The organism is Methylobacterium aquaticum, assembly GCF_016804325.1.
GTDB classification, from domain to species: domain Bacteria; phylum Pseudomonadota; class Alphaproteobacteria; order Rhizobiales; family Beijerinckiaceae; genus Methylobacterium; species Methylobacterium aquaticum_C.
Genome location: NZ_CP043627.1, coordinates 6128434 through 6152861 on the forward strand (window position 1 = coordinate 6128434; position 24428 = coordinate 6152861).

Annotated in this window: 25 protein-coding genes, 2 pseudogenes and 1 riboswitch; of the genes and pseudogenes, 9 read left to right on the forward strand and 18 right to left on the reverse strand. The window is 69.0% G+C overall.

Annotated features, from left to right (window positions below; genetic code table 11):
- Window positions 1–153: 153 nt before the first annotated feature.
- The gene (locus F1D61_RS28220; protein WP_048427909.1) at window positions 154–1821 is read right to left on the reverse strand and encodes a methyl-accepting chemotaxis protein; all 1668 of its coding nucleotides are present in this window, start codon (window positions 1819–1821) and stop codon (window positions 154–156) included.
- An 844-nt stretch (window positions 1822–2665) separates the two neighbouring features.
- Window positions 2666–2739, forward strand: a riboswitch (Fluoride riboswitch).
- Between the two features lie 23 nt (window positions 2740–2762).
- Between F1D61_RS28220 and F1D61_RS28225 the strand changes: the two genes are divergently transcribed.
- Genes F1D61_RS28225 through F1D61_RS28235 form a run of 3 tightly spaced genes read left to right on the forward strand, consistent with a single transcriptional unit; the run spans window position 2763 to window position 5017 of the window.
- A complete protein-coding gene (locus F1D61_RS28225; protein ID WP_058617448.1) occupies window positions 2763–4139 on the forward strand; it encodes a voltage-gated chloride channel family protein in 1377 nt (458 codons plus the stop codon).
- A gap of 9 nt (window positions 4140–4148) precedes the next feature.
- On the forward strand, window positions 4149–4583 hold the full coding sequence (locus F1D61_RS28230) for a DUF190 domain-containing protein (protein WP_203155339.1): 435 nt from the start codon (window positions 4149–4151) through the stop codon (window positions 4581–4583).
- A gap of 8 nt (window positions 4584–4591) precedes the next feature.
- Window positions 4592–5017, forward strand: coding sequence for an EamA family transporter (locus F1D61_RS28235; RefSeq protein ID WP_432443330.1), 426 nt, complete (start codon window positions 4592–4594; stop codon window positions 5015–5017).
- Window positions 5018–5071: 54 nt separating this feature from the next.
- Here F1D61_RS28235 and F1D61_RS28240 read toward each other — a convergent pair whose 3' ends face one another.
- Together F1D61_RS28240 and copM (F1D61_RS28245) are read right to left on the reverse strand one after the other, a co-directional pair.
- Window positions 5072–6511, reverse strand: coding sequence for a YncE family protein (locus tag F1D61_RS28240; RefSeq protein WP_058617451.1), 1440 nt, complete (start codon window positions 6509–6511; stop codon window positions 5072–5074).
- 36 nt (window positions 6512–6547) lie between these two features.
- The gene (gene copM / locus F1D61_RS28245; RefSeq protein WP_058617452.1) at window positions 6548–6949 is read right to left on the reverse strand and encodes a CopM family metallochaperone; all 402 of its coding nucleotides are present in this window, start codon (window positions 6947–6949) and stop codon (window positions 6548–6550) included.
- Window positions 6950–7159: 210 nt separating this feature from the next.
- Here copM (F1D61_RS28245) and F1D61_RS28250 point away from each other — a divergent pair, with 210 nt between their 5' ends.
- The 4 genes from F1D61_RS28250 to F1D61_RS28265 all read left to right on the forward strand — a co-directional run bounded on the left by F1D61_RS28250 (window position 7160) and on the right by F1D61_RS28265 (window position 10352).
- The gene (locus F1D61_RS28250) at window positions 7160–7672 is read left to right on the forward strand and encodes a sigma-70 family RNA polymerase sigma factor (protein WP_058617523.1); all 513 of its coding nucleotides are present in this window, start codon (window positions 7160–7162) and stop codon (window positions 7670–7672) included.
- Window positions 7669–8466 carry an anti-sigma factor family protein gene (locus F1D61_RS28255; RefSeq protein WP_058617453.1) on the forward strand — a complete coding sequence of 266 codons (798 nt, stop codon included), beginning with the start codon at window positions 7669–7671 and terminating at the stop codon, window positions 8464–8466. Before F1D61_RS28250 ends, F1D61_RS28255 begins: the two co-directional genes overlap by 4 nt.
- A 111-nt stretch (window positions 8467–8577) precedes the next feature.
- Window positions 8578–9453, forward strand: coding sequence for an SGNH/GDSL hydrolase family protein (locus F1D61_RS28260; protein ID WP_203155341.1), 876 nt, complete (start codon window positions 8578–8580; stop codon window positions 9451–9453).
- The gene (locus tag F1D61_RS28265) at window positions 9450–10352 is read left to right on the forward strand and encodes a LysR family transcriptional regulator (protein ID WP_203155342.1); all 903 of its coding nucleotides are present in this window, start codon (window positions 9450–9452) and stop codon (window positions 10350–10352) included. The genes F1D61_RS28260 and F1D61_RS28265 overlap by 4 nt, the downstream gene beginning before the upstream one ends.
- Before the next feature lie 15 nt (window positions 10353–10367).
- Here F1D61_RS28265 and F1D61_RS28270 read toward each other — a convergent pair whose 3' ends face one another.
- From F1D61_RS28270 to F1D61_RS28285, 4 genes are all read right to left on the reverse strand, one after another.
- Window positions 10368–11447, reverse strand: a complete 1080-nt coding sequence (locus F1D61_RS28270) for a molybdopterin-dependent oxidoreductase (protein ID WP_203155343.1) — start codon at window positions 11445–11447, stop codon at window positions 10368–10370.
- 106 nt (window positions 11448–11553) lie between these two features.
- Window positions 11554–11892 (reverse strand): c-type cytochrome, encoded by a 339-nt coding sequence (locus F1D61_RS28275; protein ID WP_058617457.1) that lies wholly within the window; start codon window positions 11890–11892, stop codon window positions 11554–11556.
- An 11-nt stretch (window positions 11893–11903) separates the two neighbouring features.
- Window positions 11904–13106 carry a molybdopterin-dependent oxidoreductase gene (locus F1D61_RS28280; protein WP_058617458.1) on the reverse strand — a complete coding sequence of 401 codons (1203 nt, stop codon included), beginning with the start codon at window positions 13104–13106 and terminating at the stop codon, window positions 11904–11906.
- 195 nt (window positions 13107–13301) lie between these two features.
- Window positions 13302–14384 (reverse strand): YeiH family protein, encoded by a 1083-nt coding sequence (locus F1D61_RS28285; RefSeq protein WP_203155344.1) that lies wholly within the window; start codon window positions 14382–14384, stop codon window positions 13302–13304.
- Between the two features lie 924 nt (window positions 14385–15308).
- Here F1D61_RS28285 and copM (F1D61_RS28290) point away from each other — a divergent pair.
- Window positions 15309–15701, forward strand: a complete 393-nt coding sequence (gene copM, locus F1D61_RS28290; protein WP_203155345.1) for a CopM family metallochaperone — start codon at window positions 15309–15311, stop codon at window positions 15699–15701.
- A 69-nt stretch (window positions 15702–15770) separates the two neighbouring features.
- Window positions 15771–16517 carry a MauE/DoxX family redox-associated membrane protein gene (locus F1D61_RS28295; protein WP_203155346.1) on the forward strand — a complete coding sequence of 249 codons (747 nt, stop codon included), beginning with the start codon at window positions 15771–15773 and terminating at the stop codon, window positions 16515–16517.
- A 267-nt stretch (window positions 16518–16784) separates the two neighbouring features.
- Here F1D61_RS28295 and F1D61_RS28300 read toward each other — a convergent pair whose 3' ends face one another.
- The 11 genes and pseudogenes from F1D61_RS28300 to F1D61_RS28345 form a co-directional block, all read right to left on the reverse strand.
- On the reverse strand, window positions 16785–16976 hold the full coding sequence (locus tag F1D61_RS28300) for a hypothetical protein (RefSeq protein ID WP_048427058.1): 192 nt from the start codon (window positions 16974–16976) through the stop codon (window positions 16785–16787).
- A 33-nt stretch (window positions 16977–17009) separates the two neighbouring features.
- Window positions 17010–17663 (reverse strand): annotated as a pseudogene (locus tag F1D61_RS28305) (TonB-dependent receptor domain-containing protein); the annotation flags it as partial.
- 141 nt (window positions 17664–17804) lie between these two features.
- Window positions 17805–18005, reverse strand: a pseudogene (locus F1D61_RS34535) (metallophosphoesterase family protein); the annotation flags it as partial.
- On the reverse strand, window positions 18005–18631 hold the full coding sequence (locus F1D61_RS28310; RefSeq protein ID WP_203155348.1) for a hypothetical protein: 627 nt from the start codon (window positions 18629–18631) through the stop codon (window positions 18005–18007). The pseudogene F1D61_RS34535 and the gene F1D61_RS28310, both read right to left, overlap by 1 nt.
- On the reverse strand, window positions 18628–18852 hold the full coding sequence (locus F1D61_RS28315) for a hypothetical protein (protein WP_203155349.1): 225 nt from the start codon (window positions 18850–18852) through the stop codon (window positions 18628–18630). Before F1D61_RS28315 ends, F1D61_RS28310 begins: the two co-directional genes overlap by 4 nt.
- Window positions 18853–18863: 11 nt before the next feature.
- Window positions 18864–20531, reverse strand: coding sequence for an AAA family ATPase (locus tag F1D61_RS28320; RefSeq protein ID WP_203155350.1), 1668 nt, complete (start codon window positions 20529–20531; stop codon window positions 18864–18866).
- Between the two features lie 237 nt (window positions 20532–20768).
- Window positions 20769–21038, reverse strand: a complete 270-nt coding sequence (locus F1D61_RS28325; protein WP_203155351.1) for a hypothetical protein — start codon at window positions 21036–21038, stop codon at window positions 20769–20771.
- Between the two features lie 67 nt (window positions 21039–21105).
- Entirely contained in the window at window positions 21106–21651 is a 546-nt protein-coding gene (locus tag F1D61_RS28330) for a hypothetical protein (protein ID WP_203155352.1), read from the reverse strand.
- Between the two features lies 1 nt (window position 21652).
- Window positions 21653–22315: an IbrB-like domain-containing protein gene (locus F1D61_RS28335; protein ID WP_203155353.1), complete on the reverse strand. Its 663-nt coding sequence runs from the start codon at window positions 22313–22315 to the stop codon at window positions 21653–21655.
- The gene (locus F1D61_RS28340; protein WP_203155354.1) at window positions 22315–23385 is read right to left on the reverse strand and encodes a phosphoadenosine phosphosulfate reductase family protein; all 1071 of its coding nucleotides are present in this window, start codon (window positions 23383–23385) and stop codon (window positions 22315–22317) included. Before F1D61_RS28340 ends, F1D61_RS28335 begins: the two co-directional genes overlap by 1 nt.
- Window positions 23375–24427 (reverse strand): hypothetical protein, encoded by a 1053-nt coding sequence (locus F1D61_RS28345; protein WP_203155355.1) that lies wholly within the window; start codon window positions 24425–24427, stop codon window positions 23375–23377. Before F1D61_RS28345 ends, F1D61_RS28340 begins: the two co-directional genes overlap by 11 nt.
- Window position 24428 lies beyond the last annotated feature (1 nt).

Consider the following 24428-nt stretch of genomic DNA (forward strand, 5'->3'; position numbering starts at 1 on the left):
GGAGCGACCAGACCAAGGCCCCCTGGTCGTCAGTGAGCCAGGCCAAGTTGATGTCGTCGGTCAGGCTTCCGCTCCTGGTTCGAGTTTAGGCAGGAGCGGATTTCTGAAAGGCCGGCGATCTATGGCACGATCGCCAGAGTTGTCGCATTGAGATCAAGCGGCCCTAACTGTGGCGAGGAAGCGAGCGACCTCCGCGCCAAGCTGCTCAGACTGGCGCGATAGCTCGGAGGCGGCCGATAGGACCTGTGTCGCCGCCGCTCCCGTCTCTTCCGAGGCCTGCGCCACGCCAGCGATGTTGCCAGTCACCTCGCTGGTGCCGGCCGAGGCCTGAGCGACGTTGCGCACGATCTCCTGCGTCGCCGCGCCCTGCTGCTCGACCGCTGCGGCCAGCGAGGTCGCCACGCTGTCGATCTCGCTAATCCGCCCGGTGATGCCGCCGATTGCCGTCACGGCCTGGGCGGTGACGCCCTGCACCTCACCGATCTGGCGGCCGATCTCCTCGGTCGCCCGGGCAGTCTGCCCGGCTAGTGCCTTGACCTCGCTCGCCACCACCGCAAAGCCGCGCCCTGCCGCTCCAGCGCGGGCAGCCTCGATGGTGGCGTTGAGCGCCAGGAGGTTGGTCTGCCCGGCGATGGTGGAGATTAGACCGACCATGTCACCGATCCGTGTAGAGGTAGCCTGCAGCGCCTGGACCAGATGCGTGGTCTGATCAGCCTCGCTAACCGCCGACTGGGCAAGCCGGGCCGAGCCGGAGACCTGCCGGGCGATCTCCTGCACCGAGGAACTCAACTCCTCGGTAGCTGCAGCGACGGTGTTGACGTTCGCGGCGGCCTCTTCGGCGGCTGCGGCCACAGTGGTGGACTGCGACGCCGTCTCGGTAGCGATGGCGGTCATCTGCTGGGCGGTAACCTGGAGCTCAGTAGCCGACGACGACACCATTCCGACGATGTTGCCGACTGCGCGCTCGAAGCCATCAGCTAGTTCGATCATCGTGCGCTTGCGCGCGGAGGACGCGGCCTCATCGGCCCGGCGCTTGATTTCGGCCTCCTCGGCGGCCTTGCGGGCGACCATAGCCTTGATGCCCTCGACCGCCTTACCGACCGCGCCAATCTCGTCGCCGCGAGCGGCTTCCTTGATCTCAGCGTCGATCTCGCCGCGGGCCATGCGCTGGAGCACCGTTACGAGACCGCCGAGTGGGTGAGTGATCTGCCGGATGATCACATAGACGCCGTAGGCAATGCTGAGCATGGCAAGAACGAGTGCGGCCACCAGCCCCACGCGCGACTGGCCTGCGATGGCCTGGGAGCGTTGATATTCCACCTCCGCCTCACGGACCTGCAGTGCGGTCAGCTTGCCGAGGGTTGCGTTGGTGGCCTGCGTGCCCTTCAGCAGGTCGGCATGCGTCGTCTCGAATTCCGGCGTACCTCCGGCTGCGAGGCGCTTGAGGATTTCGGACATGATAGCTCCGTTCCGATTGATCCTTCCCTGCAGATCATCGGCGAGGCTTTTCTCCTCCGGGGTCAGATAGGTCGCTAGGTATGCCGACCATTGTGTCTGCAGGTTGGAAAGGTCACTCTCGATCCTATCCTTGGCTTTGTCTGGTCCTATCTGCCTGCCGCGCAACATACGCGAGACATCGATCATGTCGTCGTAGGCATCTCGGATGATGCTGAACTGCCGGAGGCAAACAACGCGGTCTTCAATGACTGTTTTGAGGCTCTGGTGGCTCCAATGGAGCGCCAAGTTGCCCAATGTGGCTGTCGCCAGGAGTAGTAGGCCCAGGCCGGTCAGCAGTGCGACAAGTCGCAGCTTAATCGTCATAATGGTCCAACTTTTATTTCTACAGGGACCATTAAAATCTACAATCATACAATTTAAGATTGTAGATTTCATTGGTATTAACTGAAGTTCGGGCGTAATAGTTAAATTTGTATGTATATGATGTTGATATATTTGTGATCGTGAAACAACTCAGAAAATAACGGTGTTAGGCCATAATGGATATTGCTTTATCTATGTCGCCCTCTATGCGCAATATTTGCTATGCAATGGCAGCAATGAGGCGAGAATTTATTTGCTTAAAGTAGCATAGAAGGGATTGGAGAAGCTTTCGCGCACCTCGTGTTGAGTCGCGGATGGAACATCGGCTTGCGGACGAAATTTCAAGGTCCACTCACCACCCCGGGCGGACCGTAGGCGGGGCACTCCGAGGTCCGTTCGTTATTCCGGCCGTCCATATGGGCATACCCTAGCGGATTTCGAGCGTCGTTTTGGGCAGCTTTCGACCCCATGCGGTCCTTCCGTGGCGGCGGATGGATGATCCGCGCGGGGTCAGGACTTCGCCCGCCGTTTGTTCCGCTGTGCGCCATTTGCAAACCTTCGCTGCTGTCTGCTCGAATGCTCGCTCGCCCTCCGACAGCGGACCTCAGAGGGTAGCGATTGCCCAGCAGGTCCCTGTGCGACTCACCGCGGCTTTCGATCTGGGCTGCGCCGGACGGTAGTATTCCCGAAGCGTAATCGGAGTAACTCGTTGTCAGATTTAGAAGAAGGGCGCGGTATAGACGGGCCGCACAGCCCGAATACATGTGAACGATCACTCATCCGCGAAACCGGCGCTGTTCGCGCGCGGGTCATGGCTTGACATGCCATCTTTAGGCTGACACATCACCGTTACGGCAATGGATTTCTGCCGGGCCATCGTGGCCGAACCGCCCTCGGGCTGATGATTCCTACCTTTTGCGATCTCGCAACAAGGGGGAACCATGCGCGCTTCGGTCCGGAATCTCCTCTCCCAGCTCGACATCGTCGCCTTCCTGCGCCTGAGGCGGACCCACGCCTTGTCGGTCGCGCGCTGGCTGATCGCCCTCGTGCCAATGGCAGCGGCGGTTGGGACACTCTGCGCCGCCTTCCTGTGGAGCCTCGACGCTGCGACCGCCGCGCGGTTCGCCCAGCCCTGGCTGTTGTTCGGGCTGCCCCTCGGGGGCCTCGCCGTCGGCCTGCTCTACCACCGGCTCGGCCGGTCGGTTGAAGGCGGCAACAACCTCATCGTCGAGCAGATCCACGAGCCCGGCGGCGGCGTACCGCTGCGCATGGCTCCGCTCATCCTCCTCGGCACCGTCGTCACGCATCTGTTCGGCGGCTCGGCCGGGCGCGAGGGCACGGCCGTCCAGCTCGGCGGCTCGCTGGCGAGCGCATGCGTCAGGCTGTTTCGCCTTGATGCCCAGAGCGCCCGGATCATGCTCATGGCCGGCATCGCGGCCGGGTTCGGGGCCGTGTTCGGAACCCCGCTGGCCGGTGCGATCTTCGCCCTGGAGGTGCTGGCGATCGGTCGCGTCGAGTATGCGGCCCTCGTCCCCTGCCTGATCGCGGCCGTCGTGGGTGACTGGACCTGCCGTCTCTGGGGCATCCACCACGGCCTCTTCCGCATCGGCGACTTGGCGGAAGGGGCGCAGGGGGCTGGGCCGCTTCTGCTCGCCAAGGTGGCCTTCGCTGGCGTCGCCTTCGGGCTTGCCGGCCTGCTCTTCGCCGAGGTGAATCACCGGCTCGGCGGCTGGTGCAAGCGGTTCATCACCTACGCCCCGCTGCGGCCGGTCGCCGGCGGGCTCGCCGTCATCACCCTGGTCTCCGTGTGCGGCACCCGCGACTATCTCGGGCTCGGCGTATGGTCGCCCGATCCGCACGCCCTAACCATCGCGAGCTTCTTCGGGCCGGACGTGCATCCCTGGAGCTGGGCGCTCAAGATCCTGTTCACCACCGTGACCCTCGCCACGGGCTTCAAGGGCGGCGAGGTCACGCCGCTGTTCTTCATCGGGGCGGCCCTCGGTAATGCGCTCGCGGGACTTCTGGGTGCGCCCGTCGATCTGATGGCCGGCCTCGGCTTTGTCGCCGTCTTCGCGGGGGCTGCCAACACTCCGCTCGCCTGCACCCTGATGGGCATCGAGCTGTTCGGCACTCCCCACGCCGTCCCGATCGCGATCGCCTGCTTCGTGGCCTATCTCTGCTCCGGGCACAGCGGCATCTACCTGTCGCAGCGCATCGCCGTCCCGAAGGTCGCCACCGAGGATGCGTCGCTCCTTGGCGCCACCCTGCGGCAGGCCCGCACGGTCCGGACCGCCCGCCATCGCACAGTCACGGACTGAGGAGGAACGATGCCCGAGGCCCACCCCATGATCCCGGCCGAGATCGGCATGCTGCGCATCTACGTCAGACGAGCGGACAGGGCCGCACCACGCGAGCGGCGCCCGTTCTGGCGCCCTCGACCGGGACGAAACCCCCTCTACTGGGAACTGATCCTGCGGGCCAAGACCGCAGGCCTGATGAACGCGGTCGCCCACCCGGCTCAGTACGGATACAGCGACCACGGGCCGGTGCGGGAAGACGGCGTGGAGGTGTCCGATCCCCAGCTGACGGTCTGCGTGGAGCTGATTGGCCGGCGCGCCCAACTCGAACAATTCTGCCGTCAGCAGGGCGACCTGCTGGCTGACAAGATCGTCGTCTACAAGCATTTAGAACGCTGGTGCGTCGGACCTAACGGGATCACGCCGGCCGACGTTCCTCAGCAAAGGGAGGCGTCCAGGCCTTGAGGACCCTCATGGTGTCGTGGCAGTTCTGGGCGCTACTCTCCGCCGCCTTCGCGGCCCTGATGGCGATCTTTGCCAAGATCGGTATTGAGGCGGTCAACTCCGACTTCGCCACGCTCATCCGCACAATCGTGATCGTCGGTGTCTTGGGAAGCATCCTGCTCGTCACCGGCCAATGGCAGCCGCTCGGGTCGATCTCGCGCAAGACCTACCTGTTCCTCGTTCTGTCTGGGCTCGCCACCGGCGGCTCGTGGCTCTGCTACTTCCGGGCTCTCAAGCTCGGCGATGCGGCCCGCGTCGCGCCCCTGGGCAAGCTGAGCGTCGTGCTGGTCGCGGTGTTCGGCGTCATGTTCCTGGGCGAGCGGCTGGCCGCTCCGAACTGGCTCGGCATCGCTCTCATCGCCGCCGGGGCCGTACTGGTCGCCTACCGGGCGTGAGGATCGTCCCCTGAAACGGAAGGGGGCAATCCGACGACCGCCCCCTCAGCACCGTTACTGCACGGCCTGGACCTGGACCGTCGCGCCGGTCTCGCCGGGCTTGCCCTCGACGATCACGAGGATGCGCCGCGCCGCCGCGTTCGGGTTCTGCGTCACCTGGCGGATCGGTCCGACCGCGTTGACGATGGCGGCGCCCGCAGGGTTCGTCATGAAGGCGGCGAGCGGCTCCAGCGGCCCGGCGCCCTTCGGGTCTGCGGAGAGAGCGAGCAGGTAGGGGCTCTTCGGCGTCAGCCCGGTGACCGCGGCCTGCAGCGTCTGCAGCACGCCCTGGTCGAACAGCGTCACCTGCGTCGCCGGCTTGCCGTCCGGCCCGTCGAGGGTCAGCCGGCTCGACTGGCCGGCCGCGCCGAGGGGCTGCAGGTTCGGGGCGCCCGCGCTCTCCGGGACCGCCGCGGGCAGGTAGGCCACGCCTTGCGGGCCCTGGCCGATCGGGATCGTTGCGGTGACGGCGTTGGTGCCGGTGTCGATCACCGCGACCGCATCGGCATTCTCAAGGCCGACATAGACCCGCGACCCGTCGCCCGAGGGCCAGAGGCCGTGCGGGAGCGCGCCGGTCGGGATCGTCGCGACCTGCGAGAAGTCGTCGGTGCGGAACACCTTGACCTGGTTGAGCCCGCCGACCGTCACGTAGGCGAACTGGCCGGCCCTGGTGCGGGCGATGTTAACGTGGTTAGTGATCGGCCCCGTCTCGATGGTCTTGAGCGCCTTGAACGGCGGCGCGGCCTCGAAGACCTGGACCCGGCCGACATCCTTCAGGGTGAACCAGACCTGGCGGCCGTCGGGCGTCGCCGCGATGTCGGGGCAGAACGGGCTCTCCTGCTTGATCCGCCCGACGATCTGCCGGCTCTTGACCTCGATCGCGACCGTCTCGGGGCTGAAGCTGGAGCAGACGTAGCCGTACCGGCCGTCGGGCGAGAAGATCGTCATGCCGGGCCCGTTCGGCACTGTAATCCGGCCCGTCTCCTTGCCCGTCGCCGCGTCGAGGATCGCCACGTAATCCTCGCCGCGCACGCTGACCCAGACCTCGCGCCCGTCCGGCGTGAAGAACGCCTCGTGCGGCGAGCGGCCGACATAGGTCGTGTGCCGCACGGTATTGGTGGCGGTGTCGATGAAGCTGACCGAGTTCGAGCCGATCGAGACCGCCAGCAGGGTCTTGCGGTCGGGCGAGAAGCCCATGCCGTGGACGAGGAGCTGGCCGCGGTAGAGCGGGCTCAGGTTCGCGGGCGTAGTGTCGCCGAGGCGGATGACGCCGAGGAGCGTGTTGGCGGCGGGGTCGATCACCGAGACCGTGTTGGAGAACTGGTCCGAGGTATAGAAGCGGTCGCGGGGGCCGACCGGCACGTCGGGCGCCGAGGCGGGGCCAGGCGCCTGGCCCGCGAGCGCGGTTCTGCCGAGAAGGGCGAGCACGAGGGCCGCCTGAACGAGGTGTCGCATCGGATGTCGTCTCGCTGGGTGTGTGGGCCGGCCGGCTCAATGATGGTGCGGGGCCGGAGCTTTCGGCGTGGTGGGAGCGGCGGGCGGGCGCTCGGCGAGCGCGCGCCGCATGACCTCGATCTCCTGGGCCTGCTCGACGATGATGCCCTGGGCGAGCCGGCGCAGGACGGGGTCGCGCCCGTAGGCGAGTTCGGCCTTCGCCATGTCGATCGCGCCCTGGTGGTGCGGGATCATCATGGCGGCGAAGTCCCGGTCCGGATCGCCGGAGGGCGGCACCGCCATGTCGGCGTGCATCCGGGTCATCGACTGGGCCATCAGCGCGTCGAAGCCGCCCGGGGCGCTCTCGGCGTGTCCGGTCCGCATCATCATCATGCCGCCGCCCGCCAGGCCGCCGGCCATCAGGGTGGCGATCAGGATCGCCGTCGGTGCGCCGCGCATCGTCTCTCCCGGTTCTCGAAGGTCACGCCGGGAGAGATGCCTGGGAGCGCCGAATATTCCCCGACCGGGCGAAACGCACCGATCACGGCTGCGTGATGCGATTTTCCGATCGGCCGGGGGAATACGCGGCCTCATCCGGCATCTTTCATTGCAAGCCGGGCGATCCATCCGCCACCGCCTGCCCCGGAGAGCGCCCTCGTGGAGAACGCCTTGGACGACCTCGCCGCCCTGATCGAGCCGCAGATCCCGGCGTTGCGGCGCTACGCCGTCGCGCTCCTGCGCGAGCGCGAGGCGGCCGACGACCTCGTCCAGGACGCCCTCGAACGCGCGATCCGGGCCTGGCCGCAGCGCCGCCGGGACGGCGACCTGCGCGCCTGGCTGTTCGCGATCCTGCGCAACCGCTACCTCGAAGGGGTGCGCGGTCGCCGCGGCGTCGAGGTCGGCTCGGAGCTGCTCGACGACGTCGTGGACGCCTCCGCCGATCCCGGGGCCGCCCTCGGCGTGCGGGACGTGCTCGACGGGCTCGCCGGCCTGCCCGAGGATCAACGCTCGGTCCTGCTCCTCGTCGCGGTCGAGGACATGTCCTATGCCGAGGCCGCCGCGGTGCTCGCCGTGCCGGTCGGCACGGTGATGTCGCGCCTGAGCCGGGCGCGGGGCCGGATGCGCGCCTTCCTGGACCACGCACCGACCGTCGTCACCGGACACCTGCGGAGAGTGAAATGACCGCGTCCGACCCCCGGCCCGTCGGCGAGGACGACCTGCACGCCCTCGTGGACGGCCGGCTCGATCCCGGCCGCCGCGCCACCGTCGAGGCCTGGCTCGCCGAGCACCCGGACGCGGCGGCTCGGGTCGCCGCCGACGGGCAGGTCCGCGCCCGCCTGCGGGCCCGCCTCGCCCCGATCGCCGACGAGCCGATCCCGGCCCGGCTGCGCGTCGCCCACCTGGCGCGCCCGCGTCCCGCCCGGAGCATCCGCTGGCTGCCGGGCGCCGCGGCGGCGATGGTGTGCCTCGCCCTGGGCGGGGCGGTGGGTTGGTTGGGGCGCGGGGCGGTGCCGCCCGCAGCGGCGCCGGTCGAGCCGATGACGCAGGCGGCGGTCTCGGCCTTCCGCACCTACGTGGTCGAGGCCGTCCACCCGGTCGAGGTCCGCGCCGACGGGACGCCGCATCTGGAGCAGTGGCTCTCGCGGCGCGTCGGCCGGCCGGTCAGGGCGCCGGATTTGCAGGCCCAAGGCTTCCGCCTGATGGGCGGGCGCCTGCTGCCGGCCGGCGACGAGCCGGCGGCGATGCTGATGTACGACGACGACCGCGGCACCCGCCTGACGCTCTACAGCCGCACCGGCGCGGCCGGGGGACGCGGCGTCTTCCGCTACGCCCGCGAGGGCGACGTCGCCGCCTTCTCGTGGATCGATACCGGCATGGCCTACGTGGTGACCGCGCGCACGGACGAAGCGCGGCTGCTGCGGGTCGCCGAGGCGGTCGACGCTCAAGCGAGCGGACGGGGAAGCGGGCTGCAGTAACGCCGGGCCCGGAAGGTCCTGCATCCTACGTCGAGCATAAGAGCGAAGGGTGAGACGGTCATGACGTTAAGGCACGGTGTGGCGCGTGAACGACGGACACAGAGCGGGCTGGTGCAGAACGGGCTCTTGCGGATTCTGGGAGCTGCCGCCTGCGCGCTGTTCCTCGGCTCTGCGGCGCGGGCGGAGCCGACCGGCAAAACCTACCTAGCGTTGGGCGACTCCCTCGCCTACGGCCTGCAGGTCGGCAAGCTCAAGGAGCAGATCGCGGCAGGCACCGTCCGGCCTGGGAGCTTCGACACCGGCTACGCCATGGTGCTGGCCTCGTATCTGCGCGAGCGGGCCCATGACCTGACGCTGGTCGACCTCGGATGCCCCGGCGAATCTACGACCTCGTTCGTCGACGGGCCGTGCGGTTTCGCGACGACCGGCAAGCCGTTCGGCACCACGCCGCTGCCGCTGCACGTGCCCTATGCCGGCGCGCAGCTCTCGGCGGCGACGGCCTACCTCGCCGCCCATCCGGGCGCGGTCGGTCTGATCACCCTCGATATCGGCATCAACGACCTTAGGGCCGTGCAGGTCGGCTGCCCGGAGGGGCACGGGTTCAAGGACTGCGTCGCAGCTGGCTTACCGCCCGCCCTGGAGCGCACAGCGACCAACCTGCGGCGCATCCTGTCCGCCCTGCGCGCGGCGGCGCCCAAGGCGCGTATTCTGGTCGGCACCTACTACAACTGGCTCGCCGTCACCGATCCCGACACCGACCGCTTCGTCGAGGCCCTGAACCGCACGATCGCTGCAGCGGTCACGGAGGCGGGCGCCGGTCTCGTGGACGTCTTCCCAGCCTTCAACCGCACCGGCGAGGCTCGCGCACGGCTCTGTGACCTGACGCTGTACTGCACGCCGGCCCGCGACCTCCACCCGTCGGATGCGGGCTACCGGGTGATCGGCGACCTGTTCGCCAAGGCTCTCGGCGAGCCCGGCAAGCCGTGACCCTCGACCAGCTGCGCATCTTCGTGGCGGTGGCCGAGCGCCAGCACGTCACCCGGGCCGCCGAGGCGCTCAACCTCGTCCAGTCGGCGGTCAGCGCGGCCATCGCCACCCTGGAGGGCCGGCACGCCGTCAAGCTGTTCCACCGGGTCGGGCGGGGCATCGAACTGACCGAGGCCGGCCGCCTGTTCCTCGCAGAGGCGCGCGCGGTGCTCGCCCGCGCCGAGGCGGCCGAGCAGGTGCTCGCCGACCTGAGCGGCCTGCGCCGCGGCACCCTCGCCATCCGCGCGAGCCAGACCATCGCCGGTCATTGGCTGCCCCGCCACCTCGTCGCGTTCCGGGCAGCCTATCCGGACATCGTCCTGCGGCTCGGCATCGGCAATACCGCGCAGGCCGCCGAAGCGGTTCGCTCGGGAGTGGCGGAGCTCGGCTTCGTGGAGGGCGCCGTCGAGGATGACGGCCTCGCGAGCCTTCCGGTCGCGGAGGATCGGCTCGTCCTCGTGGTCCGGCCCGGGCACGAACTGGCCGGCTGCTCCCAACCGGCTCCGTCGGATCTCGCCGCGGCGTCCTGGGTGCTGCGCGAGCCCGGATCCGGGACGCGCTCGGCCCTCGAATCTGCCGTCGCGGCCGCCGGCCTCGCGCCCGATGCGCTCACCGTGGCGCTGGAACTGCCCTCGAACGAGGCGGTGCTCGCCGCCGTCGCGGCGGGGGCCGGCGCGAGCGTCCTGTCGGAGGCGGTGGTCGCCCCCTCCCTGCGGACCGGGACGCTCGTCGCCGTGCCTCTCGGTCTGCCGGCGCGCATCTTCCGGGTCCTGCGCCACAAGGAGCGATACCGCAGCCGGGCCGCGGACGCCCTGCTCGACCTGATCCGAGCCGCCTCGACGGAGGACGGCGCGCCCTGATCCGGTCTTCGGGTCTCAAGCCACCGTGACCCGCACGCGGTGCCACGCGGCGCTGAGGTAGCCCTTGTAGTTCCAGGTGTCGTCCGGCAGCGCAGGCTGGGTCTGCCCGGCCTCGTCCCAGGCGCGCACCGCCAGTTCATGCTCGCCCGGGGGGAGATCGAGGTCGATCGTCCAGAACGTCCAGGCGAAGCGGGCCCGCGCATCATGCTCGAGCGCCGCCTGCGCCCAGGTCCGCCCGCCATTGCCGGAGACGTCGACGCGGACGACGGTGCGGTCGCCCGACACCGCGTAGCCGCGGATTGTGTTCGCCCCGGCCGCTAGCCGTGCCCCGCGTGCCGGCTCGCAGATCGCCGCGTTCAGCGGCATCGTGTTGATGGTGTGACCCCGGGCGGGGTCGGCCGTCTCCGCCGTCACGTCGGGCGGGAACAGCTTGTAGTCCTCGGCCTGGATCGGGTTGTCCGACGGGTGGTCCTGCACCGTGATGCGCTTCAGCCATTTCGGGCTGCGCACCCCGGCGAAGCCCGGCACGACGACGCGCAGCGGGAAGCCGTGCTCCGGCAGCAGCGGCGCGCCGTTCACCGCGAAGGCCAGCAGGGTCTCGGGCGCGAGCGCCTTGGCCAGCGGGATCGAGGCTCCGTAGGGCCGGCCCTCGACGAGGTCGTGGCTCTCGAAGGCGACGTGCAGGTCCGCACCCTCGGCGATCCCGGCCTCGCGCAGCACGTCGCCCAAGTGGATTCCGGTCCAGTCGGCCGTGCCGATCGCGCCGCCGTCCCACGGGTCGCCGGAGACCGGCGCCACCGCCCGCATGTCCGCGCGGCGGTTGCCCGCGCACTGCATCGTCGCCGTCACGGTGGCCTCGGCATAGCGCGAGCGCATGTCGTCCAGCGACAGTTCTAGCGCCGTCGGGATCGCGCCGTCGAGGCGGAGGCGGTAGCCGTCCGCATCGATCTCCGGCAGGTCGCCGTGCGAGCGCACGTAGAAGTCGTCGGCTGCCGTGCGGTAGGACGCACGCAGCCGCGCGAGGGGCGGCTCGGCATTGTACGGCGCCTCCCCGTGGACGATCAGGCGCGCCTTGCGCTCGGCCAAGCTCGACATGCGGATCTCCGGGCTGACGGATCGCGGGACAACGTGCCGGGACCGGATCGGTCCCGGCGTGCTTCCCCGGCTTTGCCGTCGCGACGGCGGGCCGGGCACGGCACCGTCAGGGCTGCGGCTTCATCGCCGCGAGGTAGTCGACGATGGCCTTCACGTCGGCCTCGTCGATCGGGGCCTTGTAGACGTGGACCATCTTGTTGACGGTCTCGGTCCACTGCGCCTTCGACAGCTTCGGCTGGGTCAGCACCATCCCGGCCGAATGGCAGGCAAGGCAGTTGTTGTTGGCGGCCTCCGCCCCGGGGCCCTCCGGGAAGAAGCGGTCGGAGGTGGGCAGCTCGACCTGCTGCGAGGTGAAGCGCATCGGCTCGGCCGCCTCGGCGGCGAATGTCGGGGCGGAGGCCAGCGCGAGCGCGGCGAGCAAGAACGCGGTGCGGGATGTGACCATGGCTCTCTCCCTCAGGCGACGTGAAGCGACACGGTCTCGACGCCGTTCTGCATGAACCCGGCCCCGTTCCAGACCCGCTCCATTGGCTGGGCCAGCCCGTTCGTGTTGGTGCAGCGGACCTTGATCGCGTGGGTGCCGGCCGCGAGAGCCGGCAGGTCGCCCTCGAACCGCCGGAAGCTGTAGGGGCCCTCGTCGGCTCCGAGCTTGCCCAAGGACCACGTCGCGCCACCGTCGGCGGAGATCTCCACCGTCCTGACCCCGCAATCGCCCCCGAAGGCGATGCCGCGGACCGCCACCGGCGAACCGGCCGTCGCCTGTGCGCCGTCGCGCAGGTTGGTGACGAAGGAGCGTGGGACCATGCGGTTGATCGGCACCGTCTTGAACCCGGTCTGACCGGGCTTGATGTTTGCCCCCGGCACGTCCGGGATGCGGTAGGCGGTCTTCATCCAGTACTGGTCGTCGGGCTTGTCCAGCACCTCGATGTCGGACAGCATCTTGACCCAGTAGGTCGAGTACCAGCCCGGCACCACCAGGCGCAGCGGGAAGCCGTTGAGCAGCGGCAGCTGCTCGCCGTTCATCGCGTAAGCCAGCATGACCTCGCCGTCGCGGGCATGGTCGAGGTCGAGCGACTTCTTGAAGTCGGGCGCTTCGTCCACGACCGGTTCGTCGAGGCCGCTGAAGCGGACCTGCACGGCCCCGGCCTTCACCCCGGCGCGGTCGAGCACGTCCTTCAGGCGCACACCCGTCCAGCGCGCGTTGCCCATCGAGCCGTTGGCCCACTGCGCGCCCGGCACCCGCGGCTCGAACAGACCGCGGGAATTGCCCGAGCATTGGTTGACGGCGGCGATCTCGAAGCGCGGCAGCCGGGCGAGCTCGTCGAGCGACAGCGACAGCTCCCGGTCGACATGGCCACGCACCGTCAGCCGGTAGGCGTTCGCGTCGACCTCGGTAGGGATCGAGGCCCAGTGCCAGCGCACGTAGAAGCGGTCGTTGGGGGTGAACACGCCCTGGTCGAACACCTCGAACGGCGTCTCCAGGAGCGGCGGGCGCGTCCGCTGCAGGATCATCGGCCCCTTGCCGGGGAAGGCTGTCGTCAGGTCGCGCAGGTCGGGGCCGCCGGGCAGCGGGAGCTTGACCGTGCCCGCAGCCCAGGCCGGCACCGCGGCCGCGAGGCCGCCGAGGCCAAGACCACTGAGGCCAAGACCGGCAAGCATCGCGCGGCGGTGAATGGCAGGATGGCTCAAGGGTGTTCCTCCGGGTCCGGGCCGAGCGTCTCGCGCTCTCCCTTGGGTGATGGAAAGTATCTTCCATGAGACAGGGCTTCCAACGGAAAGTCCTGCTCGTTCCGATCGATTGGAGAGATCGTTTCCCTCCGGCGCGCCGGGAAACGGTCGTCCGAGGACGCTCGGTCAGGCGATGCCGAGGAGTTGGATCAGGCAGAGGCTGACCGCGGTGAGGGCGAGCAGGGAGGCGACCACCGCCAGCGTGACCCGCAGCCCCGCGCCGGCGACGCTGCGCACGTCGACCCCGAGCCCGAGCGCGGCCATCGACACGATGGTGAGCACGTTGGCGGTCGCGGCGATCGGCGGCAGGGCGGCTTGCGGGATCAGACCGCCCGAGCGCAGGCCGGCCATCGCCAGGAACGCCAGGATGAACCACGGCACGAGGCGGTGGATCGCGACGCGGCCGGGCTTCGGACGCTCCCCCGCGGTGACGTGCGGGGCCGGCTCGTCCGTCTCCTCGCGCAGCCGGCTCGCGCCGAGGGAGAGCGCCAGCACCACCGGGCCGAGCATCAGCACGCGGACCAGCTTGACCACGGTGCCGACCTGCACGCTCAGCGCCGCCACCGGCGCCGTCGCGGCGAGCACCTGCGGCACGGCGTAGACGGTGAGGCCGGCGAGCACGCCGTACTGCATCGGCGACAGGCCGAGGAGCGGCACGAGCAAGGGCAGGCCGAGCACGACCAGCACCCCGAGCACCGCTGTGAAGGCGATGGAGGAGGCGACGTCCTCGCCGTCCGCACCGATCACCGGGGCGGTCGCGGCGATCGCCGAGTTGCCGCAGATCGAGTTGCCGCAGGCGACGAGGATCGCGAGCCGGGGGTGCAGACCTAGGGCGCGGCCGATGCCGTAACTCGCCGCGATCGCCGCCATCACCACCACGGCGATGCCGACGAGAAGGCCGGGTCCGGCCGCCAGCAGGGTTGCGAGGCTGAGCGAGGCACCGAGCAGGACGACGGCGACTTCGAGGACCGTCTTGGCCCCGAAGGCGATGCCGGGAAAGAAGCGCGCGCCCGGGTTCCACGCGGTGCGCAGGGCCGTGCCGAGCACGATGGCGAGCACCAGGGCCTCGAGCCAGGCGCGGCCGAACAGGTGCTCCTCGGCCGATTCGAGCGCGACGGCGGCGCCGGTCACTGCGAGGCACAGGAGGAGGCCGGGTAGGAGGCGGCGCAGGTGGGCAAGGGGGGATGCGATGAGGGTCGCGGCGGTCATGACGGTCTCGCGGGGTCGCTTGGGTCTGTCCCCAACGTGCCGATGCGCAACCATTCGATCCAACAGAACGTTGCGATGATTTTGTTCGCAAATCTCGATGATTACCGCCGTGCCGACGACGATGCCGGTCGTCGGGTGGACAGGTTCGCCGGCCCTTGAAACTCCGAGCCCACGACCAAAAATCACAAGTGGATGGCGACGCCCCGCGAACGGGCACGATCCGGCTACAGGAGCAGGTGCGAGCCAGCCTCATGATCCCCGATCGGCCGATCGTGCGCCTGATGGCGGCGGTGATCCTCGTGATCCTCGCCTCCTTCGTGCCGCCGGCAGTCCAGGCCCATGAGGGACACGCCCATCACGCTGGCCACGGTTCCGCGACGCACACGCGGACCGCCTCGGTGGCAGCGGTTCCGGCTGCGAATCTTGCCGGGCATGTCGCCCGGGCCGAGCCTCTGGCCTGCGCGGAGACCGCGCTCCGGATCACCGCTGTCGCGCCCATCCGGGACGCTGGTTGCTGCCCCGGCCCCTGCCGGGTCCGCTGCTGCGGAACGATGACTTGCTGTGCCGCTGGCATTCTGCCCGGCCCGCCCGCCTTGGCGTCGATCCCGTTCCGGGCCGTCAGGCTGGTCCCGCGCGACGCCCCCGTTCGCACCGGCGCCGGACCCGAAGCCCTGCCGAGGCCTCCCCGAACCCTCGCGTGAGATGAGGCGCGCCTGAAGGCGCGCGACGCCCGAGTTGTGCCCGCGTCGACGGTGCACCTCCGGCCCTCCCGGCACGGGGAGATCCCGTAGCTGCCGATCCCGCCTCTCGCCGCCCCGGGTGCGGCCGACCCGCCTCCCAGGCGAAGTCCGCGCATGCCCCCCCCGGGGGGCCGTCCCGGGTGGCCCGTTCGATCCAATTCCCATTCTAAGCAGAGACCGATCCATGACCGCCCCTCGCACCTTCGCCGCCATCGTCCTCCTCTCGTCCGGCCTCGCCGGTCCCGCCTTCGCGCAGGCGTCGCACGACCATCGCTTCATGCCCAGGCACGGGATGGGCAAGACGAAGCCGGACCCGAAGGACACCGCCTCGACCGTTGAGTTCAAGGCCGCCGACGCGGCGATGATGAAGGAGATGCATGTCGCCTACACGGGCGACCCGGACGTCGACTTCCGCACGCACATGATCCCGCACCACAAGGGCGCGGTCGCCATGGCGAAGGTCGCGCTGACGCACGCCAAGGACCCCGAGACGCGAGCGATGGCGCAGAAGATCATCGACGATCAGGAAAAGGAGATCGCCGACATGGAGGCGTGGCTGAAGCGGCACGGCCGGTAGGCACCGCGCGGGCCGGGTTCATCCCGGTCCGCTTCCCCCGATAGCGACCGACTGCTTGAGGAAATTCGCATGTCAGCCACCGCAAAGAAGGCCGTCCTCTACCGCATGGTGATGGAGAAGCACCTCTGCCCGTACGGGCTGAAGGCCAAGGACCTGCTCGAACGCCAGGGTTTCGCGGTCGAGGATCACTGGCTCACCACGCGCGAGGAGACCGACCGCTTCAAGGCCGAGCACGACGTCAAGTCGACGCCCCAGACCTTCATCGACGGCGCGCGCGTCGGGGGCTACGACGACCTGCGCCGCCGCTTCGGCACAACGGCGAACGACCCGAACGCGACGACCTACACGCCGGTCGTTGCGGTGTTCTCCATGACGGCGCTGATGGCGCTTGCGGCCAGCTATGCCGTCACCGGCACGCCGTTCACGATGCGCGCGGCCGAGTGGTTCATCGCCTTCAGCATGTGTGTGCTCGCCCTCCTCAAGCTGCAGGACGTCGAGAGCTTCTCGTCGATGTTCCTGGGCTACGACCTGCTCGGCCAACGCTGGGTCCGCTACGCCTACGCCTATCCGTTCCTGGAAGGCCTCGCCGGCATCCTCATGATCGCGGGAGCCCTGAACTGGCTGTCGATCCCGGTGGCCCTGTTCATCGGGACGATCGGGGCCGTCTCGGTGTTCAAGGCGGTCTACGTCGACAAGCGCGAGATCAAGTGCGCCTGCGTCGGCGGGTCGAGCAAGGTGCCGCTCGGCTTCGTCTCGCTGACCGAGAACCTGATGATGGTCGCCATGGCGGTTTGGATGCTGGCGATGCACGCATGAGCGCGGCGGCCGCGCCGCCATCGACCGAGGTCGCACGACCGGCGGAATCCCGTCTGCCCGGGTTCGACGGGGCAGAATTTGCTTCGAGTCCAAGGCCCAGGCGCCCCCCGGGAGCATGCCGGTCCGGGCCCGTCGCACTCGGACGTTGCACTGGTTGCTCGATGCGTCGAACGGCTTTCGAAGCGGCGAAGCTGCTCGGCTCTAGAAACGACCGACGGGCATCGGAGAACCCGATGCCCGCACGGTCTCGCGTCTCGAATTTCGAGGCTACGCGGCCCGGCGGGCGTGACCCTTGCCGCGGCGCGACACGCCGAGGCCCTTGCGGGCATCGCACTTGAGGCCGTGGCTGTGCCAGCCCTCCGCGGGGGCCTGCTGCCAGCCGTGATGGCAGCCATGCGCTGCGGCAGGGCCGATCCAAAGAGCCGTCAGCAATCCGATCGAGACAGCGAGGGTGCGCATGCGAAGATCCTTCTCAGGTGGGAAAATCAGGTCTCAGAACCGGCCGGCAAGCGTCAGCCGCACGGCTGTCGGCTCGACCGGGTGGAAGTGGCGGTCGGCGACGCCGCCCGCGTCCTCCCCCGGCAGGCGTGACACGTAGTAGTAGGTGATCTGATCCGCCTTGGCATTGGTCACGTTCAGCACGTCGAGGGAGAGGCTGACGCCGTTGTCGAAGTTGTACCCGACCCGGCCGTTGAGAAGCGCGGTCGGCTTCGAGCGCACCGAGTTGTCCTCGATCAGAGGGCGCGGCCCGAAATAGCGGAGTCGCAGTGAGCCGAACCAGCCCTGGCCTTCGCCGAACGTGATGCCCGCCGACGCGATCGTGGTCGGCGCCTCGGGCACCCGCCGGCCGACCGGGTCGCGGTCGGCGAAGCGGGCGTTGGTGAGCGTCAGGTCGCCCTCCAGGGCCAGCCAGGGCGTGACGGCGTAATGGTTGCTCCACTCGATACCGAACCGCCGTGTCGGCCGGCTCGGCTCGGTGGTGCCGGTGTCGCCCTGGAACAGGTTCTCGGACGCGAAATCGAGCCGGAACAGCGCCAGGGAGGTTTCCAGCCCTGTGATCGAGCGGTTGCGGATCCCGACTTCGTAGCCGGTCGAGGGGACCAGGAACGGCGAGCGGGACACGTTGAACAGCGGACTGACCGGATCACCGATCCCGTAATCGGTCCAGAGCGTCGCGCCGATGATCCGGACGCCGTCGACGATCCGGGACTGCCCGGCGTCCAGCATCGTGACGTCCGACGCGATCGCGGCGTCCCGTCCCCGGGCGGTCTCGTCAGGGATGCGGCATCCGTACATGTCGTGGTTGCCCGGCACATAGACGACGTGCCGGGCGCGCGGCCGCACGTGCTCGGCGAGCCACGGCAGGGACCGCTTCGTCAGGCCATCGGCGACGTCTCCGGCGACGATGGCGAGGTCGACGCGGGGGCCCGCGGGCGGCTCCCACGGGCTCGCGTCGACATGGAGATCGGAGAGGATCCAAATGCGCATCACGCCTCCTCCGCCTTGAACGCGGGCTTACCCTGCGCGTGGGCACTACACTCGCTCTTGACCCATGATCCCTTGCGCAGAAATCCCGGAGCACCGCAGTATTCACAGATAAACGCCGACAGGTGGTCCATGCAATCGACGATGCTGTCTGCATAGTCAGCGCACTCGCTAGCTTGGATATCCCAGCGCAGAGTGCCGAACTTCTCCTTAGTGTCGGTCGTCTGGAAGCCGCGGGGGATCCCGTTCTCCGTGATGAGCTCGGCGCCGGCTTCCCAGAGCCAGCTCCAGCCGGCGTGACTTGAGGGCGGGAACCCGAAAATCCGGGGGTGGCGGGCGGCGAGATCCTCGGCCCAGGTCGGCGCGGCGTGCGGCGGGCCGGAGCGCCACCGGCAAGCCATGAAGCGGGCGAGGACCGTCAGGAGCAGCGCGCCACCCGGCGGGCCGAGGACGCTCCCACCGCCGGGCAGAGGCCTGCGCTCGCGCTCCCACGACAGCAGGGGGGCCGCCCACTGCACGAGCGGGCCGGCGGGCGAGGGCCGGACGCCGCTGACGGTCACGCTGTCGGCGCCGCGGTGCGTGCGAAGGGCACGCGAGGCGATGCCGATGAAATCGTCGCGTATGCTCACGGGACGTCTCCGGTAGGCAGTGGGCTGAAACAAAGGGCCAGCGCCTCGGCCTCGCGGGCGGCCTGTAGGGCCTCCTCTCGCGGGAAGAGGCCCTGGTCGGCGAGGCGGGCGAGAGCGAGGATGCGGGCCCGGGCCCCCGCCCCGACGTGGGGGCAGATCCTGCCCGCCTCCCAGGCGCGCGTCAGGGCGGCCGCGATCGCGGCGATCGAATGCGTCTCCACGGTGGCCCCCCTTAGTGGCGGGGGGCCAGACGCTCGCGCCCGGCGAGCAGCGTCTCCACGAGGCGCCTCAGGGGCCTGAGCGAGCCCCCCTTCCAGTGCCGCGCCAGCAGCGAGAGTTCGTCTCCATCGAGGCCGGGCAGCCAGGCCTCGTCGAGGCCCCGCTCGGCGCGGATCTCGGCGACGAGGTTCGCCGCGACGACAGGCAGATGCTCCCGTCCCGGAGCCGGGACTTCCAGGATCCGGAGACGGTCCCGGAGGGGCCCGGGGACGCCCTCCATGGAATTGGCGGTGACGAGAAACGAGACGGCCGAGAGATTGACGTTAGTTTCGATGTAGCTGTCGAATATAGCCTTGGAACTCTCACGCTCAAGATACGGTAGGAGCGTATCGCCGAGCGCGCCGTTTCTACGGTCCAGGGACGCCTTCTCGATTTCGTCGACACCAATTACGACGTTGGCGACACCCTCTTGCAGGAGTGTCTGGAGCGGGATCGACGCGCGGCCCGAAATCCACTGCCTCGACGTACCCCCGAAAGAACCGTCGGCCGCCCCGGCGGCGTTATAGATCCTCAGGGCCAGGCCGAGGCCCCTGGCGACCGCCCTGACCGCGGCCGTCTTGCCCATACCAGGGCGCGAGACGAGCGCCGTCGGGCGGGTCCAGGCGTACGGCGCGCCGACTAGATCCTGTGCAAGGATCTCGAAGATGGGCCGCAGCCAGGGCGCCCGGCGCACGCCCTCCTCGACGAACGCGTGCGGATCCGGCGCCGGGAGCAGCGGCAGGGCCTTATTCTCGATCCGCTCGAACTCCGCACGGGGGCTATCTCGCCGTTCCCGGGCGTGGATAGCCGGCTTAGGAAGATGCGCGAGGCTGCCCACGACGACGAGCGTCCTGCCGACCGGCGCGGGGATCGGCAGCGGCTCCTCGGGCTCCGGCAGATCCTCCGTGCCCGCCATAAAGTCGTGGGAAGCCAGGTCGATGGCGAGGTCGCCGTCCTTGTCTGCGGGAGGCAGCTGCCCGGCGCCCCCCTTTAGGATCGCGTCCGCGATAAGCGCCTGGGCCTCCGCGTCGTGGAGAGCCGTCGCGAATTGTAGCATCCGCCGCGTGTCGAAGCGGTATTGGGACAGCTGAGAGTAATTAGGCTCGCTGTAATAAGGCTGGTCTGTAAAATCGAGTGAGGCATTTCCAGCCCACACGATAGCCGAGCGCAGGCACATGTACGCCTCGGCGTGCCTTCCGGCGCCTAGAAGCTGACTGAAACGATCGAGGGCGGCTGCTGTGATCTCGCCGTGCGCTTGCGAGCAGCCAAGCGCAGCCAGGTTGAACGCGAGCATCTCATGCGCGACGGCGCAGTCCTTCGAGTACATGTCGGGAAGATCCCGGCGCGCGCTCTCATCGAAGAGGACGGCCCGCGCCCGGCGCAGGCGCTTGAAGGTCGGGTCTTCGATGGCCTTCTCGACGGCGCGCCGGGTGCGCTCGGAGAGCCACTCGATTGGGAGCCCCATCAGGCGGGCGGTCGCGTCGGCGACGGCGGACCAGCCGACGAATTCTCCGCCGGCCAGCATCTCCAGGCGCCCCTGGGGGGACTTCGGCTCGCGGGGGCCGGGGATCGTCGTGTCGCCGGCCATTGCGCGTGCGACCGCATTCGCCGCCGCCCGGCGGCTGTGCTTCGTGTTGGACATCTGGGGTCTCGCTGGGGAAACGGAGGACGCGCAGGGGCGCCGAGCGGGCTGGCTCAGGCGGCGGTGGCGGCTAATCGTTTCAAGCAGCGAGCGGTCACGGGGTCTCTCCCAGTCGAGCCCTCATATTTCCCTGGACGCCCTCGCCGGGCAAGGGCCCCTTGCCGGAGGGCTGTCGGAGGGCTGTCGGAAGGCCGAAGCCTGGTTGCCGATTTCCTTCCAGGACCGCTCAAATCCCGACTACCCCTCTCCGCCCCGGCGCTCCCTCGCGACGATGGCTTCCTCGATAAGTTCTGCGACCCGCTGCGCCGCGGCGCGGGACCGCTTCGCCCTGACGGCGACGATGCGGGTCGGGGGCGCCCCGGGCGCGGAGACGACCAGTTCGCCGTCGGCGCGCAGGCGGACCATGGCGACCAAGTCCTCCTCGTGGCCGAGCGGCCGCCGGGGCGGGGCCATCCCACGCAGGACGGTCGCGGTCTCGGGCGGGTAGGTCTCGTCGGGATCGGTCATGCCCGCATCCTCGCGCCGGCCGGGACCCGGGGCAAGCCCGGGCGGGTGCTGAGACCTAGTTCGAGCTTCACTCGGTCGAGGGCGTATCCGTAGGCTGTACGCCGATTTCACGATCGAAATCTCCGTAGAATACGTCGATAGCATTCTGCATATACCGTCTCACAATCTCCTTGTCCTTGAACTTGGCTGCATATCGCGAGACTGCAATCAGTGCCTCTGCAAGTTCCTCTCCATCGTCTGCGCTTGAAACGTAGGCGATCATCTGGAGAATTCTTGGAGGGAGAAGACCCTTAGACACGCGGTCCCGCTGGATGGTGCGGCGATTGAGCGAGAAGATTTCCCCCACCGACGAGTTCCAGGAGTGCCCCCAGAGGCGCTCGCAAGTCTCCTCCAGGGCCTGAAAGATCGCAGGCCCAGCCAACTCCTTGTCGAGGGGAGTTACCTCGTCTCCGTCGACTGTGAAGGCGATCCTCCTGTCATCGACAGCTAGGGGCAGCCACTCGTCTTCCTTGCCCTTCCTCACGATGCCGATGGGCTTGAGACCCATCCTATGCCAGTCACGGTCTCCATCGGGGAAAGCGAAGTTGTCCTGGTGCATGATCTTGACCTCCACCTCACGCCTCCTCGTCGGCAAGCGCCGGGACCGGCTCCTCGCCATCGACCGCCACCCACGAGCGGCTGAACGGTTGATTAGCGAACAAGGCGGCGATGCCGGTCTGCGCCTTGAGGCGGATGAGCTCGTCCGCTGACAGCCCGAGCTGGCGCGCGATGGCCTGGTCGGACTGGCCGAGGTTGACGAGCTTGACGACCATCTCACTCATGAGATCCACCTGATGCTTGCCACGGGCGCGGTTGTGACGGACGGTCGAGGCCATGCGCTCGGCCAGAGGCTTGTTTATGCCGACGACCGGCAGGTAGCCGTGGACGCGCTCCCGCACATCCGGCTTCTCCTTGCCGACGCGGTGCCGATGGAAGCCGTCGACGACGATAGCGGCCTCACCCGCAGGGAACGTGACGATGGGCTGCGTGTAGCCGTCCTCTTTGATGCTGCGGTGGAGCAGCTGCATCTCGGGCGAGGCGACCTTATTCGGATTGTACTCGTTCGCCGTAACCCGGTCGTTCGGGATCCAGGTCACCAGGTCCACCGGCTCCGCGCGGAACGGGGATACCTCGTGCAGGGCCCGGCGGGCGGCGTTGAGGGCCTCGACCCTCTCGGCGAGCGGCAGGGCCGAGATCTCGGTCGCGAGGGCGGCGGCGAGGGCTTCGATGCGGGTCATTAGAGGAGCTCCATCCACTTGGCGAGCGAGGCCCGCGGATCCTTCACGGTGGTGTCGATGGGCAGGTTGCCCTCGTGGTCGTTGAGGAGGAGCGCCCGGCACTGCGAGCGCGCCACGTTCTCCGCCTCGGGCTGCCGGTCGAAGCGGGTGCGGAACTTCCCGACGTCTACCGGCAGGGTGTCGAGGAGGAAGTCCCGGTAGGCGCGCCAGGTCCTGTATGCCTTGGGCCGGACGAGGGTCTGGTAGACCGACTGCTCCCCGGCGTAGAGCGCGGCTGCGTGGACGCCGGCGAGGCGTCGCTGCAGGGCCTCAAACGTGTCGTGCTCGAATTCCTGGAGGGTCGAGAGGCTGTGGAAGGCCTGCTCGTGGATGAGGTTCGAGACTCGCATCTCCTGGATGCCGTGCCCCTTGGCCCACATCCAGTCGTAGGCCCGGTTGTAGGGGACGCCGAACTTGCCGAGGTAGGTCCAGATGTCCTCGAACGTGAAGTCGTAGAGCGGATAGAGTTTCACGGCCGCGCCCTTGGTCCGACTGGACCACGTCACGCCATCGACCGCGGCGTGCTTCGTGACGGCGCGGTACCGGTTGAGCGCCTCTTCGGCCCGCAGGCCGACGAGGAAGCACGTGTCGGCGCCGCACTGCGCCTCGATCCACTCGAAGAATGCATGGAAGCGGTCGGGCGCGCCGGGGGCCTCCGCAATCGCGCCGGGCTCCTTCGCCCGCATCCACTGGGCACCCGGATCCCAGGCATGAAGCCAGGCCTCCTCGAACGAAGTGGCGTTCGTCATGCGCAGGGGGACTTGGTACCAGGCCGGCAGGACGCCGGGCAGGCCCATGAGGTGGCGGACGTGCTCGATGGTGGCGCCGTATTCGGCCTCCTGGTCGAGGAAGAACGCCGTGACGTTCGTGCCCCGGCGCAGGGCCTCCTTGCGGGCGGCATCGAGGAGCACGGTGCTGTCCTTGCCGCCGGACACCGAGACGACGACCGTCGCGTACGTGTCGAAGATCCAGTCCATGCGCTCGGCCAGGGCGGCGTCGACGGTCTTGGAGAGATAGAGCTTACGCGGCATGGCGGACCCCCATCAGGGCTGCGGTGAGGGCCTCAATGCCGCCGGTCTCACGGGACCAGCGGTCGTGCAGGAAGCTGTCGACGCGCGTGTCCCCCCGGACGTCCGTGACCGTCGCGTCCCGGCGCATCGCGCCCTCGACATCGAGGGCGAGGTACGACTTCACGATGGGGGCCTCGGCGTAGACGAGGTGGTCGAAGGCGCCGAGGTCGTTGCGCTCGACCGCCAGGGAGAACGAGGTCGCCACTGCGTCCCGCGCGCCGGCCTTGGTAAGCGCCTTGCCAAGGCGGTCGGCGTAGGAGCCGAGGTTCGTCAGGACCAACGCGCGGCCCGGCAACCGCCGCACATGGTCGACGACGGCGGCCGTCCGGGACTTGAAGGCATGTGCGTGGTCGGCGAGGCGGGTGACAATCTTCGTTGGGTTCGTGTGCTCGGCGAAGAGCGCCGCCTTCCTCTCCGCGTAGCCGGCATGCTCGGAGGCGTCGGCATCGACGGGGAGGACCGCCCTCGATGCCAGCAGGGCCGAGCCGTCGCAGGTGGTGACCTGCGCGATCTTGCGGGCCAGCAGCACCGGGTCGTGTGACGAGACGACGTTGCCGGCCTCGTCCTGCTCGATGTTGCCCTCGCGGAACGCGTACCAGTGCGCGTAGCCGAGGATGCCGCGGTCGAGGTAGCTGTAAGGCGTGTAGATGTACTCGATGCCGAGCGTGAACGGGACGACGTCCACCAGGCAGCGGTGCCCGCACAGCTTCGACAGCCGCTGGAGGTTCACGAACTTGCCGGAGGTGATCTTCGGGTAGCGGGACACGCACTCCATCACCAGGGCAGTGTCCGGGCCCGCTATGGCGTTGAGGGTGAGCCAGGTATCGCGGTCCTCAAGACGCTCGAACGGGACGACGAGAGCGTGGGGCGCGATCCAGGCGGACCGGGCGGCGTAGGCCTCGGGGCAGACGTAGGCCACATGGCGGGCGCCGCAGGCCGCGAGGAATCCCTCGACGGCCCGGCGCCGGGAGGCGGCGTCGGGGGAGATGTGGGCGCGGACCATC

Bases quoted from the DNA above. Each gene is read 5' to 3' on its own strand.
- F1D61_RS28220 (WP_048427909.1), bottom strand. From the start codon at position 1,821: ATGACGATTAAGCTGCGACTTGTCGCACTGCTGACCGGCCTGGGCCTA.
- F1D61_RS28225 (WP_058617448.1), top strand. From the start codon at position 2,763: ATGCGCGCTTCGGTCCGGAATCTCCTCTCCCAGCTCGACATCGTCGCC.
- F1D61_RS28230 (WP_203155339.1), top strand. From the start codon at position 4,149: ATGCCCGAGGCCCACCCCATGATCCCGGCCGAGATCGGCATGCTGCGC.
- F1D61_RS28235 (WP_432443330.1), top strand. From the start codon at position 4,592: ATGGTGTCGTGGCAGTTCTGGGCGCTACTCTCCGCCGCCTTCGCGGCC.
- F1D61_RS28240 (WP_058617451.1), bottom strand. From the start codon at position 6,511: ATGCGACACCTCGTTCAGGCGGCCCTCGTGCTCGCCCTTCTCGGCAGA.
- copM (WP_058617452.1), bottom strand. From the start codon at position 6,949: ATGCGCGGCGCACCGACGGCGATCCTGATCGCCACCCTGATGGCCGGC.
- F1D61_RS28255 (WP_058617453.1), top strand. From the start codon at position 7,669: ATGACCGCGTCCGACCCCCGGCCCGTCGGCGAGGACGACCTGCACGCC.
- F1D61_RS28270 (WP_203155343.1), bottom strand. From the start codon at position 11,447: ATGTCGAGCTTGGCCGAGCGCAAGGCGCGCCTGATCGTCCACGGGGAG.
- F1D61_RS28275 (WP_058617457.1), bottom strand. From the start codon at position 11,892: ATGGTCACATCCCGCACCGCGTTCTTGCTCGCCGCGCTCGCGCTGGCC.
- F1D61_RS28280 (WP_058617458.1), bottom strand. From the start codon at position 13,106: ATGCTTGCCGGTCTTGGCCTCAGTGGTCTTGGCCTCGGCGGCCTCGCG.
- F1D61_RS28285 (WP_203155344.1), bottom strand. From the start codon at position 14,384: ATGACCGCCGCGACCCTCATCGCATCCCCCCTTGCCCACCTGCGCCGC.
- copM (WP_203155345.1), top strand. From the start codon at position 15,309: ATGACCGCCCCTCGCACCTTCGCCGCCATCGTCCTCCTCTCGTCCGGC.
- F1D61_RS28295 (WP_203155346.1), top strand. From the start codon at position 15,771: ATGTCAGCCACCGCAAAGAAGGCCGTCCTCTACCGCATGGTGATGGAG.
- F1D61_RS28300 (WP_048427058.1), bottom strand. From the start codon at position 16,976: ATGCGCACCCTCGCTGTCTCGATCGGATTGCTGACGGCTCTTTGGATC.
- F1D61_RS28320 (WP_203155350.1), bottom strand. From the start codon at position 20,531: ATGTCCAACACGAAGCACAGCCGCCGGGCGGCGGCGAATGCGGTCGCA.
- F1D61_RS28325 (WP_203155351.1), bottom strand. From the start codon at position 21,038: ATGACCGATCCCGACGAGACCTACCCGCCCGAGACCGCGACCGTCCTG.
- F1D61_RS28335 (WP_203155353.1), bottom strand. From the start codon at position 22,315: ATGACCCGCATCGAAGCCCTCGCCGCCGCCCTCGCGACCGAGATCTCG.
- F1D61_RS28340 (WP_203155354.1), bottom strand. From the start codon at position 23,385: ATGCCGCGTAAGCTCTATCTCTCCAAGACCGTCGACGCCGCCCTGGCC.
- F1D61_RS28345 (WP_203155355.1), bottom strand. From the start codon at position 24,427: ATGGTCCGCGCCCACATCTCCCCCGACGCCGCCTCCCGGCGCCGGGCC.